This is a genomic window from Citrobacter sp. S55_ASV_140 (assembly GCF_018919505.1).
In the GTDB taxonomy this organism is placed as follows: domain Bacteria; phylum Pseudomonadota; class Gammaproteobacteria; order Enterobacterales; family Enterobacteriaceae; genus Citrobacter; species Citrobacter werkmanii.
The window spans coordinates 14,817-30,504 of record NZ_JAHLQZ010000040.1 but is presented as its reverse complement, the minus strand read 5'-3'; the positions used below and the strand labels follow the sequence as shown (position 1 = coordinate 30,504).

Here is a 15,688-nt window from a genome sequence, read left to right as displayed (position 1 = left end):
CGGTGCGTGATACCGCGTTCCTGATGGAGCAACTGGAACTGCGGGAAGAGCTTGACGAGATCGAGCAGACGAAAGACGAATCGCGACTGGAAAGTTTTATCCAGCGCGTGAAAAAAATGTTTGAAAGTCGCCATCAACTGATGGTTGAACAGCTGGATAACGAGATGTGGGACGCGGCGGCGGATACCGTGCGTAAGCTGCGTTTTCTCGATAAACTGCGAAGCAGTGCAGAACAACTCGAAGAAAAACTGCTCGATTTTTAATTTCCGGAAGCGAAAATGGCCTTATTACAAATTAGTGAGCCTGGTCTGAGCGCCGCGCCGCACCAGCGTCGTCTGGCGGTAGGTATCGATTTAGGCACTACCAACTCCCTGGTTGCAACCGTACGCAGCGGCCAGGCCGAAACGCTGGCAGACCACGAAGGTCGCCACCTGTTGCCGTCAGTGGTTCACTATCAGCCGCAGGGCTACTCTGTCGGTTACGATGCCCGCGCCAATGCCGCCCTTGACCCGGCCAATACCGTGAGTTCGGTAAAACGCATGATGGGCCGCTCTCTGGCGGATATCCAGGCGCGCTATCCGCATCAGCCTTATACGTTTCAGGCCAGTGAAAACGGCCTGCCGATGATTGAAACCGCTGCCGGTTTACTTAATCCGGTGCGCGTATCCGCTGACATTCTGAAAGCGCTGGCCGCGCGGGCAACCGAATCGCTGTCCGGTGAACTGGACGGCGTCGTGATCACCGTTCCGGCATATTTTGACGATGCACAGCGTCAGGGAACCAAAGACGCCGCGCGCCTGGCTGGTCTGCACGTATTACGTCTGCTGAATGAGCCGACCGCTGCGGCGATCGCTTATGGCCTGGACTCCGGTCAGGAAGGCGTGATCGCAGTCTATGACCTTGGCGGCGGTACCTTTGATATTTCTATTCTGCGCCTGAGCCGCGGCGTGTTCGAAGTGCTGGCGACCGGCGGTGATTCCGCGCTCGGCGGCGATGATTTTGACCATCTGCTCGCTGATTACATTCGCGAGCAGGCGGGGGTTGCCGATCGCAGCGACAACCGCGTACAGCGTGAACTGTTGGATGCCGCCATTGCGGCGAAAATTGCACTCAGCGACGCCGATTCTGTAACGGTTAACGTGGCGGGATGGCAGGGTGAAATCACCCGTGAAACCTTCAATGAACTGATTTCCGCACTGGTTAAGCGTACGCTGCTGGCCTGCCGTCGCGCGCTGAAAGATGCGGGCGTTGAGCCGCAGGATGTGTTGGAAGTGGTGATGGTCGGTGGTTCAACCCGCGTGCCGCTGGTACGTGAACGCGTTGGTGAGTTTTTTGGCCGTACGCCGCTGACCTCTATCGACCCGGATAAAGTGGTCGCTATCGGCGCGGCAATCCAGGCGGATATTCTGGTCGGGAATAAACCAGACAGCGAAATGCTGTTGCTGGACGTCATTCCGCTGTCCCTGGGCCTTGAAACCATGGGCGGCCTGGTGGAGAAAGTGATCCCGCGTAACACCACTATCCCGGTGGCGCGTGCGCAGGACTTTACCACCTTTAAAGACGGCCAGACCGCGATGTCCATCCACGTGATGCAAGGCGAGCGTGAGCTGGTGCAGGACTGTCGTTCACTGGCGCGCTTTGCGCTGCGCGGTATTCCTGCGTTGCCAGCAGGCGGCGCGCATATCCGTGTGACCTTTCAGGTGGATGCCGATGGGCTGCTGAGCGTCACCGCTATGGAGAAATCCACCGGCGTTGAGTCCTCCATTCAGGTCAAACCGTCCTATGGTCTGACCGACGGTGAAATCGCCTCCATGATTCAGGATTCGATGAGTTTTGCCGAGCAGGACGTCAAAGCCCGTATGCTGGCAGAACAGAAAGTCGAAGCGGCACGTGTACTGGAAAGCTTATCCGGTGCGCTGAACGCTGATGCCGCGCTGTTAAGCGCCGCAGAGCGTCAGGCTATCGACACCGCCGCCGCGCACTTGAGCGAGGTTGCGCAGGGTGACGATGTTGACGCGATAGAACAAGCCATTAAAAACGTAGACAAACAAACCCAGGAATTCGCCGCTCGCCGCATGGACAAATCCGTCCGTAGCGCGCTGAAAGGCCATTCCGTGGACGAGGTTTAATATGCCAAAGATTGTTATTTTGCCTCATCAGGATCTCTGTCCCGATGGCGCAGTTCTGGAAGCTGAGACTGGCGAAACCATTCTCGACGTTGCCCTGCGTAACGGTATCGAGATTGAACATGCCTGTGAAAAATCCTGTGCCTGTACGACCTGTCACTGCATCGTACGTGAAGGTTTTGATTCTTTGCCGGAAAGCACGGAAGAAGAAGACGACATGCTGGATAAAGCCTGGGGCCTGGAGCCGGAGAGCCGTTTAAGCTGTCAGGCGCGGGTAACCGAGGACGATTTAGTGGTCGAAATCCCACGTTACACAATCAATCATGCACGTGAGCATTAACAGAGGGTAGTATGGGACTGAAGTGGACCGATAGCCGTGAAATCGGTGAAGCGCTGTACGACGCCTTCCCCGATCTCGATCCCAAGACCGTTCGTTTCACCGATCTGCACCAGTGGATCTGTGACCTGGAAGAGTTCGATGATGATCCACAGGCATCGAACGAAAAAATCCTTGAGGCCATTTTACTGGTCTGGCTGGACGAAGCCGAATAAGTCAACGGGCTGCCCACGGGTGGCCCGTTTTCCTGTATGCGCGAAAATAAGGATAAATAAAATGACAGAAGCCATGAAAATTACGCTTTCCACGCAACCTGCCGATGCCCGCTGGGGTGAAAAGGCAACATACAGCATTAATAATGAAGGCATTACCCTGCACCTGAACGGAAAAGATGACCTCGGCCTTATCCAGCGCGCCGCGCGTAAAATCGATGGCCTGGGTATTAAACACGTGCAACTGGACGGTGAAGGCTGGGATACCGAACGCAGCTGGGCTTTCTGGCAGGGTTATAAAGGACCGAAAGGCAGTCGCAAAGTTGAGTGGGCTGCCCTGGACGAAGCACAGCGTAAAGAGCTGGATAACCGTCTGAAGATTATTGACTGGGTGCGCGATACCATTAACGCCCCGGCGGAAGAACTGGGCCCGGAACAACTGGCGCAGCGCGCGGTCGACCTGCTGTGCTCTGTTGCCTGCGATAACGTCTCTTACCGCATCACCAAAGGTGAAGATCTGCGTGAGCAGAACTACATGGGACTGCATACCGTGGGGCGCGGTTCTGAGCGTCCTCCGGTGCTGCTGGCGCTGGACTACAACCCGACTGGCGACAAAGAAGCCCCGGTTTACGCCTGTCTGGTTGGCAAAGGCATTACTTTTGACTCCGGCGGTTACAGCATCAAGCAAAGCGCATTTATGGACTCAATGAAGTCCGATATGGGCGGTGCGGCAACGGTCACCGGTGCGCTGGCGTTTGCCATCACCCGTGGTCTGAACAAGCGTGTGAAGCTGTACCTGTGCTGTGCGGATAACCTGATCAGCGGCAACGCCTTTAAGCTGGGCGATATTATTCACTATCGCAACGGCAAAAAAGTGGAAGTGATGAATACCGATGCGGAAGGACGCCTGGTGCTGGCGGATGGTCTGATCGACGCCAGCGCGCAAAAACCGGAGCTGATTATTGATGCAGCTACGCTGACCGGTGCCGCGAAAACCGCCCTGGGTAACGATTATCACGCGTTGTTCAGCTTTGACGACAAGCTGGCTGCCCGTCTGCTGGCAAGCGCGGCACAAGAAAACGAGCCGTTCTGGCGTCTGCCGTTGGCTGAGTTCCACCGTAGTCAGCTGCCGTCTAACTTTGCCGAGCTGAATAACACCGGCAGTGCGGCCTATCCGGCGGGTGCGAGCACTGCAGCAGGCTTCCTGTCTCATTTTGTGGAAAACTACCAGCAAGGCTGGCTGCACATCGACTGCTCTGCAACTTATCGCAAAGCGCCAGTTGAGCAGTGGTCTGCGGGCGCAACCGGTCTGGGTGTGCGCACTATCGCGAATCTGCTGACCGCATAATTCATGACTGTATTGCCGGATGGCGCTACGCTTATCCGGCCTACATGTATTCATCCAATTTGTGATCCTTATGTCCGAAACAAAAAATGAATTAGAAACGTTGCTGGAACAAGCGGCGACAGAGCCTGCGCATCGACCGGCATTTTTCCGTACTTTACTTGAATCCACCGTCTGGGTGCCGGGTACTGCTGCAGAAGGCGAGGCGGTGGTTGAAGACAGCGCCCTCGACCTTCAGCACTGGGAAAAAGAAGACGGCACAACCGTGATCCCGTTCTTTACTTCCCTTGAGGCCCTGCAGCAGGCGGTTGAAGATGAGCAAGCATTTGTCGTTATGCCGGTGCGTACGTTGTTTGAAATGACGCTCGGCGAAACGCTGTTTCTCAACGCGAAACTGCCGACCGGCAAAGAGTTTATGCCGCGTGAAATCAGTCTGCTGATCGGTGAAGAGGGGAGTCCGCTAAGCACCCAAGAGGTACTGGAAGGCGGCGAATCGCTGATCCTCTCTGAAGTCGCTGAACCGCCAGCGCAGATGATCGACTCGCTGACCACGCTGTTTAAAACCATCAAGCCGGTAAAACGCGCGTTTCTCTGCTCAATCAAAGAAAGTGCGGAAGCTCAGCCAAACCTGTTGATCGGGATTGAAGCTGACGGTGATATTGAAGAGATCATCCACGCTGCGGGCAGCGTCGCGACCGACACATTGCCGGGCGATGAACCGATTGATATTTGCCAGGTGAAGAAAGGCGAGAAGGGTGTCAGCCACTTTATCACCGAGCATATCGCACCATTCTACGAACGCCGCTGGGGCGGCTTCCTGCGCGACTTTAAACAGAACCGGATTATCTGAGTGAAGGAAAGCCGCCCCGAAGGGCGGCTACCAGGCTTACTTGCCCTGGGTGCTGAGCGTCACGTGTATGGAATTACCTGGGTAATCCCGATCCCCGTGAAGACACAACGCGCCAGAAACAACAAGCACGATACAGAAGTATCGTATCTTCATTGCGCGGTCCATGCGAAGACCGCATCACGACAGCACCACTGGCGATAATGCCGCGATAGCAAGCGCTGAGACGCGCTTGCATAAACGGCCATGGGACATCCTTTCCTGAAGCCAGCGCCCGTTTGCGAGACGGCGGAAAGGGCCGGGGAAGATAATACGCTAAATATTGAATAGTTTCCCTGCTAATCAACTTGACTTTCGCTCCCTTAAAAGGGAGTATTTGTTTGCTGAGACGCGCTTGCATTGCTATGGTGACATAGCCTGCTGGAAAGGCCGCGAACCGGACTGGCACAAAAAAACCGCTCATTTGGGCGGTTTTTTTGTGGGCGAAAAAGATGAGTAAATCAGATTTTATTTAGCCTCAGATGGTTCTACCGGTAAATCGTTGCGCGCTCCCCATTCGCTCCACGCCCCGTCATACAGTGCGACGTTCGAAACATCCAGCGTGGCAAGCGCCAGTACCACCACGGCAGCCGTTACGCCGGAGCCGCAGCTGGCGATAATGGGGCGGTCAAAGCTCACGCCGTGGCTGAAGAAAATAGCATCCAGCTCATCGGTAGTTTTGAGTTCGCCGTCACGAACCAGCTCTGTCCACGGTACGTTAAGCGCACCGGGTACATGACCACGCTTCAGGCCTGGACGCGGCTCGTCAACTTCGGCATTAAAACGCGCAGCCGGGCGGGCATCGACGATCTGCGCCGTTTTTTCATGACTGGCCAGCAGCACATCGGTGACGCGCACCACGGCTTCAGGCGTAAATGCGACGTTAAATTCGCCTTCGGGTAACTCCTCGTTTCCTTCCTGCAGCATCAGCTCATCGCGCTGCCAGCCAGCAAGACCGCCCGCCAGAATGGAGACATTCTCGACGCCAAAAGTCCGCAGCATCCACCATGCGCGCGGCGCCGAAAACAGATTGCCGTCATCGTAGACAACCAGATGTTTATCCTGATGAACACCCAATTCGCGCATCGCGACAGCGAAGGCTTCTGGGCGCGGCATCATGTGCGGCAACGGCGAGGTATGGTCGGAAAGCGCTTCAATATCAAAAAAAACGGCGCCAGGAATATGACCTGCGCGATACTCCTCGCCAACATCGCGATCTTCCTGACCTGGAGGTGCCATCCGGGCATCAAGGATTTGTATTTCCGGGTCGTCAATGTGTTCGGCAAGCCAGTCGGCAGCGACAAAGAAGGCGGTGGTCATAGGCATCTCCATTTTTACCAGGTTTTGGCAAATTGTCGGACGTTTAGTGCAAAGCGACAAGTAAAAGAGGCTGATTTGTCAGGCGAATCCACATTAATCACGAAAATTAGGACAACGTTGTTCATTTACTGGCTTCCACAGCCTGAAAACTAACGCATAATAGTTGTTCTACGTAGCTAACGGGCCACTACGGCCAGGGATGAAAAATGAAACATTTACGCGTAGCGGCCTGCATGCTGATGCTGGCACTTGTCGGGTGTGATAATAATAACGAAAAATCGACGACGGCTGCGAAGCCGGATGCACCTGCTCCGCAGACTGCGCCCGCAAAAGACAAGACCCAGTTAGAGAAGCTGATGCAACAAAGTCAGGGCAAGTCGCTGACGCTGTTAGATGCCTCAGAGATCCAGCTCGACGGCGCGGCAACGCTCGTGTTGACCTTCTCCATTCCCCTCGATCCGGAACAGGATTTTTCCCGCGTAGTGCACGTTGTCGATAAAAAAAGCGGCAAAGTCGATGGTGCCTGGGAGCTGGCGCCAAACCTGAAAGAGCTACGCTTACGGCACCTCGAACCTAACCGGGAACTGGTGGTTACCATTGAGCGTGATTTACTGGCGCTGAATAAAGCGACGTTTGGTATCGATTATGAAAAAAATATCACCACACGTGACGTCCAGCCGAGCGTAGGGTTCGCCAGTCGCGGTTCGCTACTGCCGGGAAAAGTGATTGAAGGGCTGCCGGTGATGGCGCTCAACGTTAACAGTGTGGATGTGAATTTTTATCGCGTGAAGCCAGAGTCGCTCGGCGCGTTTGTCAGCCAGTGGGAATACCGCAATTCGTTGTCGAACTGGGAATCCGATAATCTGCTGAAAATGGCGGAACTGGTCTATACCGGACGCTTTGACCTCAACCCTGCGCGCAACACTCGCGAAAAGCTGTTGCTGCCGCTGAGCGAAATCAAACCGTTGCAGCAGGCCGGCGTTTACATCGCGGTGATGAATCAGGCCGGAAAATACAACTACAGTAATGCCGCGACGCTGTTTACGCTCAGCGATATTGGTGTGTCAGCGCATCGTTACCATAATCAACTGGATATCTTTACGCAGAGTCTGGAAAACGGCGCAGCGCAGCAGGGCATTGACGTCACATTACTCAACGAAAAAGGGCAGACGCTGGCGCAAGCCACCAGTGACGCGCAGGGGCATGTACAGCTTAAGACTGATAAAGAAGCTGCCTTATTGCTGGCCCGCAAAGACGGGCAGACTACGCTGCTTGACCTGAAACTTCCGGCATTAGATCTGGCTGAGTTTGATATTGCCGGCGCGCCGGGATACAGCAAACAGTTCTTTATGTTTGGTCCGCGCGATCTCTATCGCCCCGGTGAAACGGTGATCCTCAATGGATTACTACGTGACAGCGACGGTAAAACGTTGCCCGACCAGCCGGTGAAGCTGGAAGTGGTCAAGCCCGACGGACAGGTTTTACGCTCGGTTGTTAGCCAGCCGGAGAACGGTCTGTACCGCTTTAGCTGGCCGCTGGATAGCAGCGCGCCGACCGGTATGTGGCATATTCGCGCCAATACTGGCGACAACCAGTCGCGGATGTGGGATTTCCACGTTGAAGATTTTATGCCAGAGCGGATGGCGCTCAATCTCACCGCCAGCAAAATGCCGGTAGCGCCAACTGACGAAGTGAAATTCTCGGTGGTGGGTTACTACCTGTACGGCGCGCCCGCCAACGGCAACGCTCTGCAAGGGCAGCTTTTCCTGCGCCCGTTACGCGAAGCGGTGCAGACACTGCCGGGGTTTCAGTTTGGTAATATTGCCGAAGAAAACCTTTCCCGCAGTCTTGATGAAGTTCAGCTCACGCTGGACGATCACGGTCGCGGCGAAGTGACCGCCAACAGCCAGTGGCAGGAGACGCATTCCCCGTTACAGGTGGTGTTGCAAGCCAGCCTGCTGGAGTCGGGTGGCCGCCCGGTGACGCGTCGGGTTGAACAAGCCATCTGGCCTGCAGATACGCTGCCGGGGATTCGACCGCAGTTTGCGGCTAAAGCTGTTTATGATTATCGCACTGACACCACGGTGAATCAGCCTATCGTCGATGAAGACAGCAATGCCGCTTTCGATATCGTTTATGCCGATGCGCAAGGCGATAAAAAAGCGGTGTCCGGCTTGCAGGTGCGTTTGATCCGCGAACGTCGTGATTATTACTGGAACTGGACTGAAGGCGAGGGCTGGCAATCGCAGTTTGATCAAAAAGATCTGATCGAAGGTGAGCAGACTCTGGATCTTAAGGCCGATGAAACCGGTAAAGTGAGCTTCCCGGTTGAGTGGGGCGCTTATCGTCTGGAAGTAAAAGCGCCGAATGATGCGGTGAGCAGCGTGCGCTTCTGGGCGGGTTATAGCTGGCAGGATAATAGCGACGGCAGCGGCTCTGTTCGCCCCGATCGTGTGACCCTGAAACTGGATAAACCCGGCTATCGTCCTGGCGATACCATGAAGCTGCATATTGCCGCCCCCGCGGCTGGCAAAGGTTATGCGATGGTAGAATCCAGCGAAGGACCGTTGTGGTGGCAAGAAATAGACGTGCCTGCGAATGGCCTGGACCTCACTATTCCAGTCGATAAAACCTGGAATCGCCACGATTTGTATCTCAGTGCGCTGGTGGTTCGTCCTGGCGACAAATCTCGTTCGGCGACGCCAAAACGGGCGGTTGGGTTGCTGCATTTACCACTGGGCGATGAAAATCGTCGTCTGGGACTGGTGCTGGAAAGTCCGGCGAAAATACGCCCAAATCAGCCGTTAACCGTCAAGATTAAAGCCAGCGTAAAAAATGGCGACGTGCCAAAACAGGTTAACGTACTGGTCTCTGCCGTTGACAGCGGGGTGTTGAACATCACTGATTACGTTACGCCCGACCCCTGGCAGGCGTTTTTCGGGCAAAAACGCTATGGTGCGGATATTTATGATATCTACGGTCAGGTCATCGAAGGGCAAGGTCGTCTGGCGGCGCTGCGCTTTGGTGGCGATGGCGATGAGTTAAAGCGTGGCGGTAAGCCTCCGGTTAATCACGTCAATATCGTGGCGCAACAGGCGTTACCGGTCACGCTTAACGAGCAGGGCGAAGGTACGGTGACGTTACCGATTGGTGATTTCAACGGCGAGCTGCGGGTCATGGCGCAGGCCTGGACGGCGGATGACTTTGGCAGCAGCGAAAGCAAAGTAATTGTCGCCGCGCCGGTGATTGCTGAACTGAACATGCCGCGCTTTCTGGCGGGGGGAGATACTTCGCGCCTGACGCTGGACGTGACCAACCTGACCGATAAACCACAGACGCTGAATATTAACCTCGCGGCCAGCGGTTTACTGGAACTGATAGGGCAAGATCTTGCGCCTGTGAATCTGGCGCCAGGCGTACGGACTACGCTGTTTATTCCGGTGCGCGCGCGGGAAGGCTTTGGCGAGGGTGAAATTCAGGCGCAGATTAGCGGTCTGTCTCTGCCAGGGGAAACGCTACCTGTGCAGCACAAACAGTGGAAGATTGGCGTGCGCCCGGCGTTTCCCGCGCAAACTGTCAATAATGGCGTTGCGCTCCAGCCGGGGGCAACCTGGCAGTTGCCAGGCGAAGAGTTGGCTAATTTCTCTCCTGTGACAATGCAGGGACAATTGCTGTTCAGCGGTAAACCGCCGCTGAATCTGGCGCGCTACATCCGTGAACTGAAAGCTTACCCTTACGGTTGTCTTGAGCAAACGGCGAGCGGGTTGTTCCCCTCTTTATACACCAATGCCGCGCAACTGAAGGCATTAGGTATCGCGGGCGACAGTGATGAAAAACGCCGTGCGGCAGTAGAGATTGGTATTTCCCGTTTACTGCAAATGCAGCGCGATAACGGCGGTTTTGCGCTGTGGGATAAGAACGGGCCGGAAGAGTACTGGCTGACCGCGTACGTAATGGATTTCCTCGTCCGCGCGAACGAACAAGGCTACAGCGTCCCGGTTGAGGTGATTAACCGGGGGAACGAGCGGCTGCTGCGTTATTTGCAGGATCCGGGGATGATGTCGATTCGTTATACCGATGACTCGTCTGCAAGCCGGTTTGCTGTACAGGCCTATGCCGCGCTGGTGTTGGCTCGTCAGCAAAAAGCCCCGCTTGGCGCACTGCGTGAAATCTGGGAGCGCCGCGCTCAGGCGGCTTCTGGTTTGCCGCTGTTGCAACTGGGGATCGCGCTGAAAAACATGGGCGATGCTAATCGCAGTGAACAGGCGCTTACGTTGGCGCTGAATACTCCGCGTCGCGATGCACAACAGTGGATGGCGGATTACGGCAGTCAGCTACGCGACAACGCGCTGATGCTGGCATTGCTGGAAGAGAACAAGCTCAAACCTGAAGAGCAGAATACGTTGCTGAACACATTGTCAGAACAGGCCTTTGGTCAGCGCTGGCTCTCTACTCAGGAAAATAATGCGTTGTTCCTTGCCGCGCGTACGTTACAGGATTTACCTGGCACGTGGCAGGCGCAAACATCACTCTCTGAACAGCCGTTAGCAGGTGATAAATCGCAAACCCGGAATCTGGATGCCGACGAGCTGTCCACGCTGAGCGTCACGAATACCGGTAATCTGCCGCTGTGGCTGCGTCTGGATGTCAGTGGTTATTCGCAAACCGCACCGACGCCTGCCAGCAACGTCCTGCATATTGAACGTCAGATCCTGGGACTCGACGGGAGCAGCAAATCACTGGATTCTCTGCGCAGCGGCGAACTGGTGCTGGTCTGGCTGGACGTTAAAGCCAGCCAGAACGTGCCGGATGCGCTGGTCGTCGACTTACTGCCTGCCGGACTGGAGCTGGAAAACCAAAATCTGGCTAACGGCAGCGCCAGTCTGCAGGATAGCGGTAGCGAAGTGGCGAACCTGCTCAATCAGATGCAGCAGGTGGATATCCAGCATATTGAGTTCCGTGACGATCGCTTTGTCGCTGCGGTGGCGGTCAATGAAGGACAGCCGGTTACGCTGGTCTATCTGGCGAGAGCAGTAACACCGGGAACGTATCAGGTTCCCGTCCCGCAGGTGGAATCAATGTATGTTCCGCAGTGGCGGGCAACCGGTGCGGTAGAGGGGCTTTTGATTGTCAGACCATAAATGATGCGCGGGTTGGGTAAACGCGGCTGCTGGCTCTGGCTGGCAGCCGTTGCGCTAGTGTTTGTGATGGCGATTTGGGCGGCAGACAAAATCTGGCCGCTGCCGCTTCATGAGGTGGATCCCGCGCGTGTCGTGGTGGCGCACGATGGTACGCCTCTCTGGCGCTTCGCCGACGCGGACGGTATCTGGCGTTATCCGGTGACGATTGATGAGGTATCCCCCCGCTACCTTCAGGCCTTAATTAACTACGAAGACCGTTGGTTCTGGAAACACCCCGGGGTCAATCCGTTTTCAGTACTGCGCGCCGCGTGGCAGGACCTCTCATCCGGGCGTGTCGTCTCGGGCGGCAGTACGCTCACCATGCAGGTGGCGCGTTTACTCGATCCCCACCCACGCACCTTTGGCGGCAAGTTTCGCCAGCTCTGGCGCGCGTTGCAACTGGAATGGCATCTGTCCAAGCGCGACATTCTGACGCTGTATCTTAACCGTGCGCCGTTTGGCGGCACGCTGCAAGGCGTGGGCGCAGCGAGCTGGGCCTATCTTGGCAAATCGCCTGCACAACTGAGCTACTCCGATGCAGCATTGCTGGCTGTGCTGCCACAGGCGCCGAGCCGTCTGCGTCCGGACCGTTGGCCGGAGCGCGCTGAAGCGGCGCGTAATAAAGTACTCGAACGTATGGCAATTCAGGGCATATGGTCCGCAAAACAGGTGCAGGAGTCACGCGAAGAGCCGGTCTGGTTGGCCCCCAGGCGGATGCCGCAGTTAGCGCCGTTATTTTCGCGCATGATGCTGGGAAAAAGCCGCAGCGATAAAATCGTGACTACCCTTGACGCTGGGTTGCAGCGGCAACTCGAAGAGCTGGCGCAAAACTGGAAAGGGCGATTGCCGGCGCGCAGTTCGCTGGCGATGATTGTGGTCGATCACACCGATATGAGCGTGCGTGGCTGGGTGGGGTCGGTGGATATGAATGATGACTCCCGCTTTGGTCATGTGGATATGGTGAATGCGATCCGCTCGCCTGGATCGGTGCTGAAGCCGTTTATCTATGGTTTGGCGCTGGATGACGGATTAATTCATCCCGCTTCGTTGTTGCAGGATGTACCACGGCGAACCGGTGATTATCGACCGGGGAATTTTGACAGTGGTTTTCACGGACCGGTAAGCATGAGCGAGGCGCTGGTTCGTTCGCTGAATCTACCTGCGGTCCAGGTTCTGGAAGCCTATGGCCCGAAGCGTTTTGCCGCATCGTTACGTAACGTCGGTTTACCGTTATATCTGCCCGCAGGGGCTGCGCCGAATCTGTCGCTGATTTTGGGCGGGGCGGGGGCAAGGCTTGATGATATGGCGGCGGCGTATAGCGCCTTTGCCCGCCACGGGAAGGCGGGTAAATTGCGTCTGCAGCCGGCAGACCCGCTACTGGAGCGTCCGCTGATGTCGGCAGGCGCGGCGTGGATTATTCGCCGGATTATGGCTGACGAAGCACAACCGCTACCGGATAACGCACTGAGCAGAGTGGTTCCTCTGGCGTGGAAAACGGGCACCAGCTATGGCTATCGCGATGCGTGGGCGATTGGGATTAACGCCCGTTATGTGATTGGCATCTGGACCGGCAGGCCCGACGGTACGCCGGTGGTGGGGCAGTTTGGCTTTGCCAGCGCCGTACCTGTGCTCAATCAGGTCAACAATCTGCTGCTCTCTCGCGGGACGAATCAGCCGGAAGACCCCCGTCCTGAATCCGTTAGCCGCGGCGTGGTATGTTGGCCGGGCGGGCAATCTCTTGCGGCTGGAGACAGTAACTGTCGCCGCCGTCTGGCAACCTGGCTACTGGATGGCAGTCAGCCGCCAACACTGTTATTACCTGAGCAGGAAGGCGTTAACGGCATTCGTTTCCCTGTCTGGCTGGACGGAGAGGGCAAACGCGTGGCGGCGGATTGCCCGCAGGCGCGCGAACAGCCGCTTATCGTCTGGCCCTTGCCGCTTGAACCATGGCTGCCGGAATCAGAGCGCCGTGGGGCGAGATTACCGCCTGTTTCTGCCACATGTCCGCCGTTGGGGCAGGATCCCGGGTTACGGTTGCAGTTGACAGGTCTGCGCGATGGCGCGATTGTGAAGCGTTTACCTGGTTCTCCAGAGGCTTCATTGCCGGTGCAAACCAGCGGTGGAACAGGCGATCGCTGGTGGTTTCTTAACGGACAACGTCTGGACGAGCGCGGGCGTCACCTGACGCTACGTCTGACGGTCAAAGGGGATTACCAACTGCTGGTGATGGATGACGCCGGACAGGTGGCGACGGTGAGATTTTCGGTGCAGTAGACCAGTTGATGAGTATTTGTTGCTAAAACTCATCTTATTTTAAAGAAATGTTACCTTCATCAATAGTCAATTGCCGGGATGCTCTTTATAATCCGCGCCAGGTCGTACATCTATATAGACAACAACAGAACATATTACAGAGGTTATCAATGGCTATTGAACGTACTTTTTCCATCATTAAACCAAACGCGGTGGCAAAAAACGTTATTGGGAGCATCTTTGCGCGCTTTGAAGCTGCAGGGTTCAAGATTGTAGGGACTAAAATGCTGCACCTGACCGTTGAGCAGGCGCGTGGCTTTTATGCTGAGCACGACGGCAAACCGTTCTTTGACGGTCTGGTTGAATTCATGACCTCCGGTCCGATCGTTGTTTCCGTTCTGGAAAGCGAAAACGCCGTACAGCGTCATCGCGATCTGCTGGGCGCTACCAACCCGGCGAACGCGCTGGCCGGAACCCTGCGTGCCGACTACGCTGACAGCTTCACCGAAAACGGGACTCACGGTTCTGATTCCGTTGAATCTGCCGCTCGCGAAATCGCCTATTTCTTCGGTGAGGGCGAGGTTTGCCCGCGTACGCGCTAATAAGCTCGTCCTGTAGGCCGGATAAGCGTTTGCGCATCCGGCTCTGCTTTGCCTGATGGCGACGCGAGGCGTCTTATCAGGCCTACGTTCTTTCTTTACATATTATTTTCGCTAATGCTTCGTGCAAACGTGGCATCCCTGCGCCAGACTTTGTACAATGCAACGCCCCGGAAGAGCAGACCGCTTGCCGGGGCGTTTCTTTTTAACCCTCCACGGGCCACAACGTGTAACAACGAGGCCGGAAAAAATTATGTCTGAATTAGTTAACACCTCTGAAGTCGTCATTCCTGCGGTTCCAAATAAAAATGGAAAAATTAACCTGCTGGATCTGAACCGTCAGCAAATGCGCGAATTCTTCAAAGAAATGGGCGAAAAGCCGTTTCGTGCCGATCAGGTCATGAAGTGGATGTACCACTATTGCAGCGACAACTTTGATGACATGACTGACATCAATAAGGTGCTGCGTAACAAGCTGAAAGAAGTCGCTGAAATTCGCGCCCCGGAAGTGGTGGAAGAGCAGCGTTCCTCTGACGGCACGATCAAATGGGCTATCGCGGTTGGCGATCAGCGCGTTGAAACCGTTTATATCCCGGAAGACGATCGTGCGACCCTGTGTGTTTCTTCACAGGTTGGTTGTGCATTAGAGTGTAAATTCTGCTCTACGGCGCAACAGGGATTTAACCGTAACCTGCGAGTGTCGGAAATCATTGGTCAGGTTTGGCGTGCGGCGAAAATCGTCGGCGCAGTAAAAGCAACGGGTGTTCGTCCTATCACCAACGTGGTGATGATGGGGATGGGCGAGCCGTTGCTCAACCTGACTAACGTGGTGCCGGCGATGGAAATCATGCTGGATGACTTCGGTTTCGGGCTGTCCAAGCGTCGCGTTACGCTTTCCACCTCAGGGGTTGTACCTGCGTTGGATAAGCTGGGCGATATGATTGACGTTGCGCTGGCGATCTCTCTGCATGCGCCGAACGATGAAATTCGTGACGAAATTGTGCCTATCAACAAAAAGTACAATATCGAAACGTTCCTCGGGGCAGTGCGTCGTTATCTGGAGAAATCCAACGCCAACCAGGGTCGTGTGACCATTGAGTATGTCATGTTGGATCACATCAATGACGGTACCGAACACGCGCATCAACTGGCTGAACTGCTGAAAGATACGCCGTGTAAGATCAACCTGATCCCGTGGAACCCGTTCCCTGGCGCACCGTATGGTCGTAGCTCTAACAGCCGTATCGATCGTTTCTCCAAAGTGTTGATGAGCTATGGTTTCACCACCATCGTGCGTAAAACACGTGGCGATGACATCGATGCAGCCTGCGGCCAATTGGCAGGCGACGTTATCGACCGTACCAAGCGTACTCTGCGCAAGCGTATGCAGGGTGATGCTATCGACATCAAAACCGTTTGATGTCGAGCGC

12 protein-coding genes are annotated in these 15,688 nt (G+C 55.6%); 10 read left to right on the top strand and 2 right to left on the bottom strand.

Annotated features, from left to right (window positions below):
- From hscB to sseB, 6 genes are all read left to right on the top strand, one after another.
- On the top strand, positions 1-263 hold a 263-nt coding region (gene hscB / locus KQJ18_RS09040; RefSeq protein WP_216421851.1), incomplete at its 5' end, for a Fe-S protein assembly co-chaperone HscB.
- Positions 264-278: 15 nt separating this feature from the next.
- Positions 279-2,129 (top strand): Fe-S protein assembly chaperone HscA, encoded by a 1,851-nt coding sequence (gene hscA, locus KQJ18_RS09035; RefSeq protein WP_069324454.1) that lies wholly within the window; start codon positions 279-281, stop codon positions 2,127-2,129.
- A 1-nt stretch (position 2,130) separates the two neighbouring features.
- Complete coding sequence (gene fdx, locus KQJ18_RS09030; RefSeq protein WP_003037690.1) at positions 2,131-2,466, top strand: ISC system 2Fe-2S type ferredoxin; 336 nt, start codon at positions 2,131-2,133, stop codon at positions 2,464-2,466.
- A gap of 11 nt (positions 2,467-2,477) precedes the next feature.
- Positions 2,478-2,678 carry a Fe-S cluster assembly protein IscX gene (iscX, locus tag KQJ18_RS09025; RefSeq protein WP_003037694.1) on the top strand — a complete coding sequence of 67 codons (201 nt, stop codon included), beginning with the start codon at positions 2,478-2,480 and terminating at the stop codon, positions 2,676-2,678.
- 61 nt (positions 2,679-2,739) lie between these two features.
- Positions 2,740-4,023, top strand: coding sequence for an aminopeptidase PepB (gene pepB, locus KQJ18_RS09020; RefSeq protein WP_038642620.1), 1,284 nt, complete (start codon positions 2,740-2,742; stop codon positions 4,021-4,023).
- 70 nt (positions 4,024-4,093) lie between these two features.
- Positions 4,094-4,870, top strand: a complete 777-nt coding sequence (gene sseB, locus KQJ18_RS09015; protein WP_085049331.1) for an enhanced serine sensitivity protein SseB — start codon at positions 4,094-4,096, stop codon at positions 4,868-4,870.
- A 36-nt stretch (positions 4,871-4,906) separates the two neighbouring features.
- On the opposite strand, the gene timP is transcribed toward sseB, so the two are convergent.
- On the bottom strand, positions 4,907-5,023 hold the full coding sequence (timP, locus tag KQJ18_RS24640) for a small toxic inner membrane protein TimP (RefSeq protein WP_249359792.1): 117 nt from the start codon (positions 5,021-5,023) through the stop codon (positions 4,907-4,909).
- Between the two features lie 351 nt (positions 5,024-5,374).
- The gene (gene sseA, locus KQJ18_RS09010; RefSeq protein WP_085049321.1) at positions 5,375-6,226 is read right to left on the bottom strand and encodes a 3-mercaptopyruvate sulfurtransferase; all 852 of its coding nucleotides are present in this window, start codon (positions 6,224-6,226) and stop codon (positions 5,375-5,377) included.
- 206 nt (positions 6,227-6,432) lie between these two features.
- Between sseA and KQJ18_RS09005 the strand changes: the two genes are divergently transcribed.
- The 4 genes from KQJ18_RS09005 (at position 6,433) to KQJ18_RS08990 (ending at position 15,678) form a co-directional block, all read left to right on the top strand.
- A complete protein-coding gene (locus KQJ18_RS09005) occupies positions 6,433-11,367 on the top strand; it encodes an alpha-2-macroglobulin (protein ID WP_216421849.1) in 4,935 nt (1,644 codons plus the stop codon).
- Complete coding sequence (gene pbpC / locus KQJ18_RS09000) at positions 11,368-13,680, top strand: peptidoglycan glycosyltransferase PbpC (protein ID WP_216421848.1); 2,313 nt, start codon at positions 11,368-11,370, stop codon at positions 13,678-13,680.
- A gap of 149 nt (positions 13,681-13,829) precedes the next feature.
- Positions 13,830-14,261 (top strand): nucleoside-diphosphate kinase, encoded by a 432-nt coding sequence (gene ndk, locus KQJ18_RS08995; RefSeq protein ID WP_003037710.1) that lies wholly within the window; start codon positions 13,830-13,832, stop codon positions 14,259-14,261.
- Between the two features lie 250 nt (positions 14,262-14,511).
- On the top strand, positions 14,512-15,678 hold the full coding sequence (locus tag KQJ18_RS08990) for a bifunctional tRNA (adenosine(37)-C2)-methyltransferase TrmG/ribosomal RNA large subunit methyltransferase RlmN (RefSeq protein ID WP_003037713.1): 1,167 nt from the start codon (positions 14,512-14,514) through the stop codon (positions 15,676-15,678).
- The last annotated feature ends 10 nt before the right edge of the window (positions 15,679-15,688 follow it).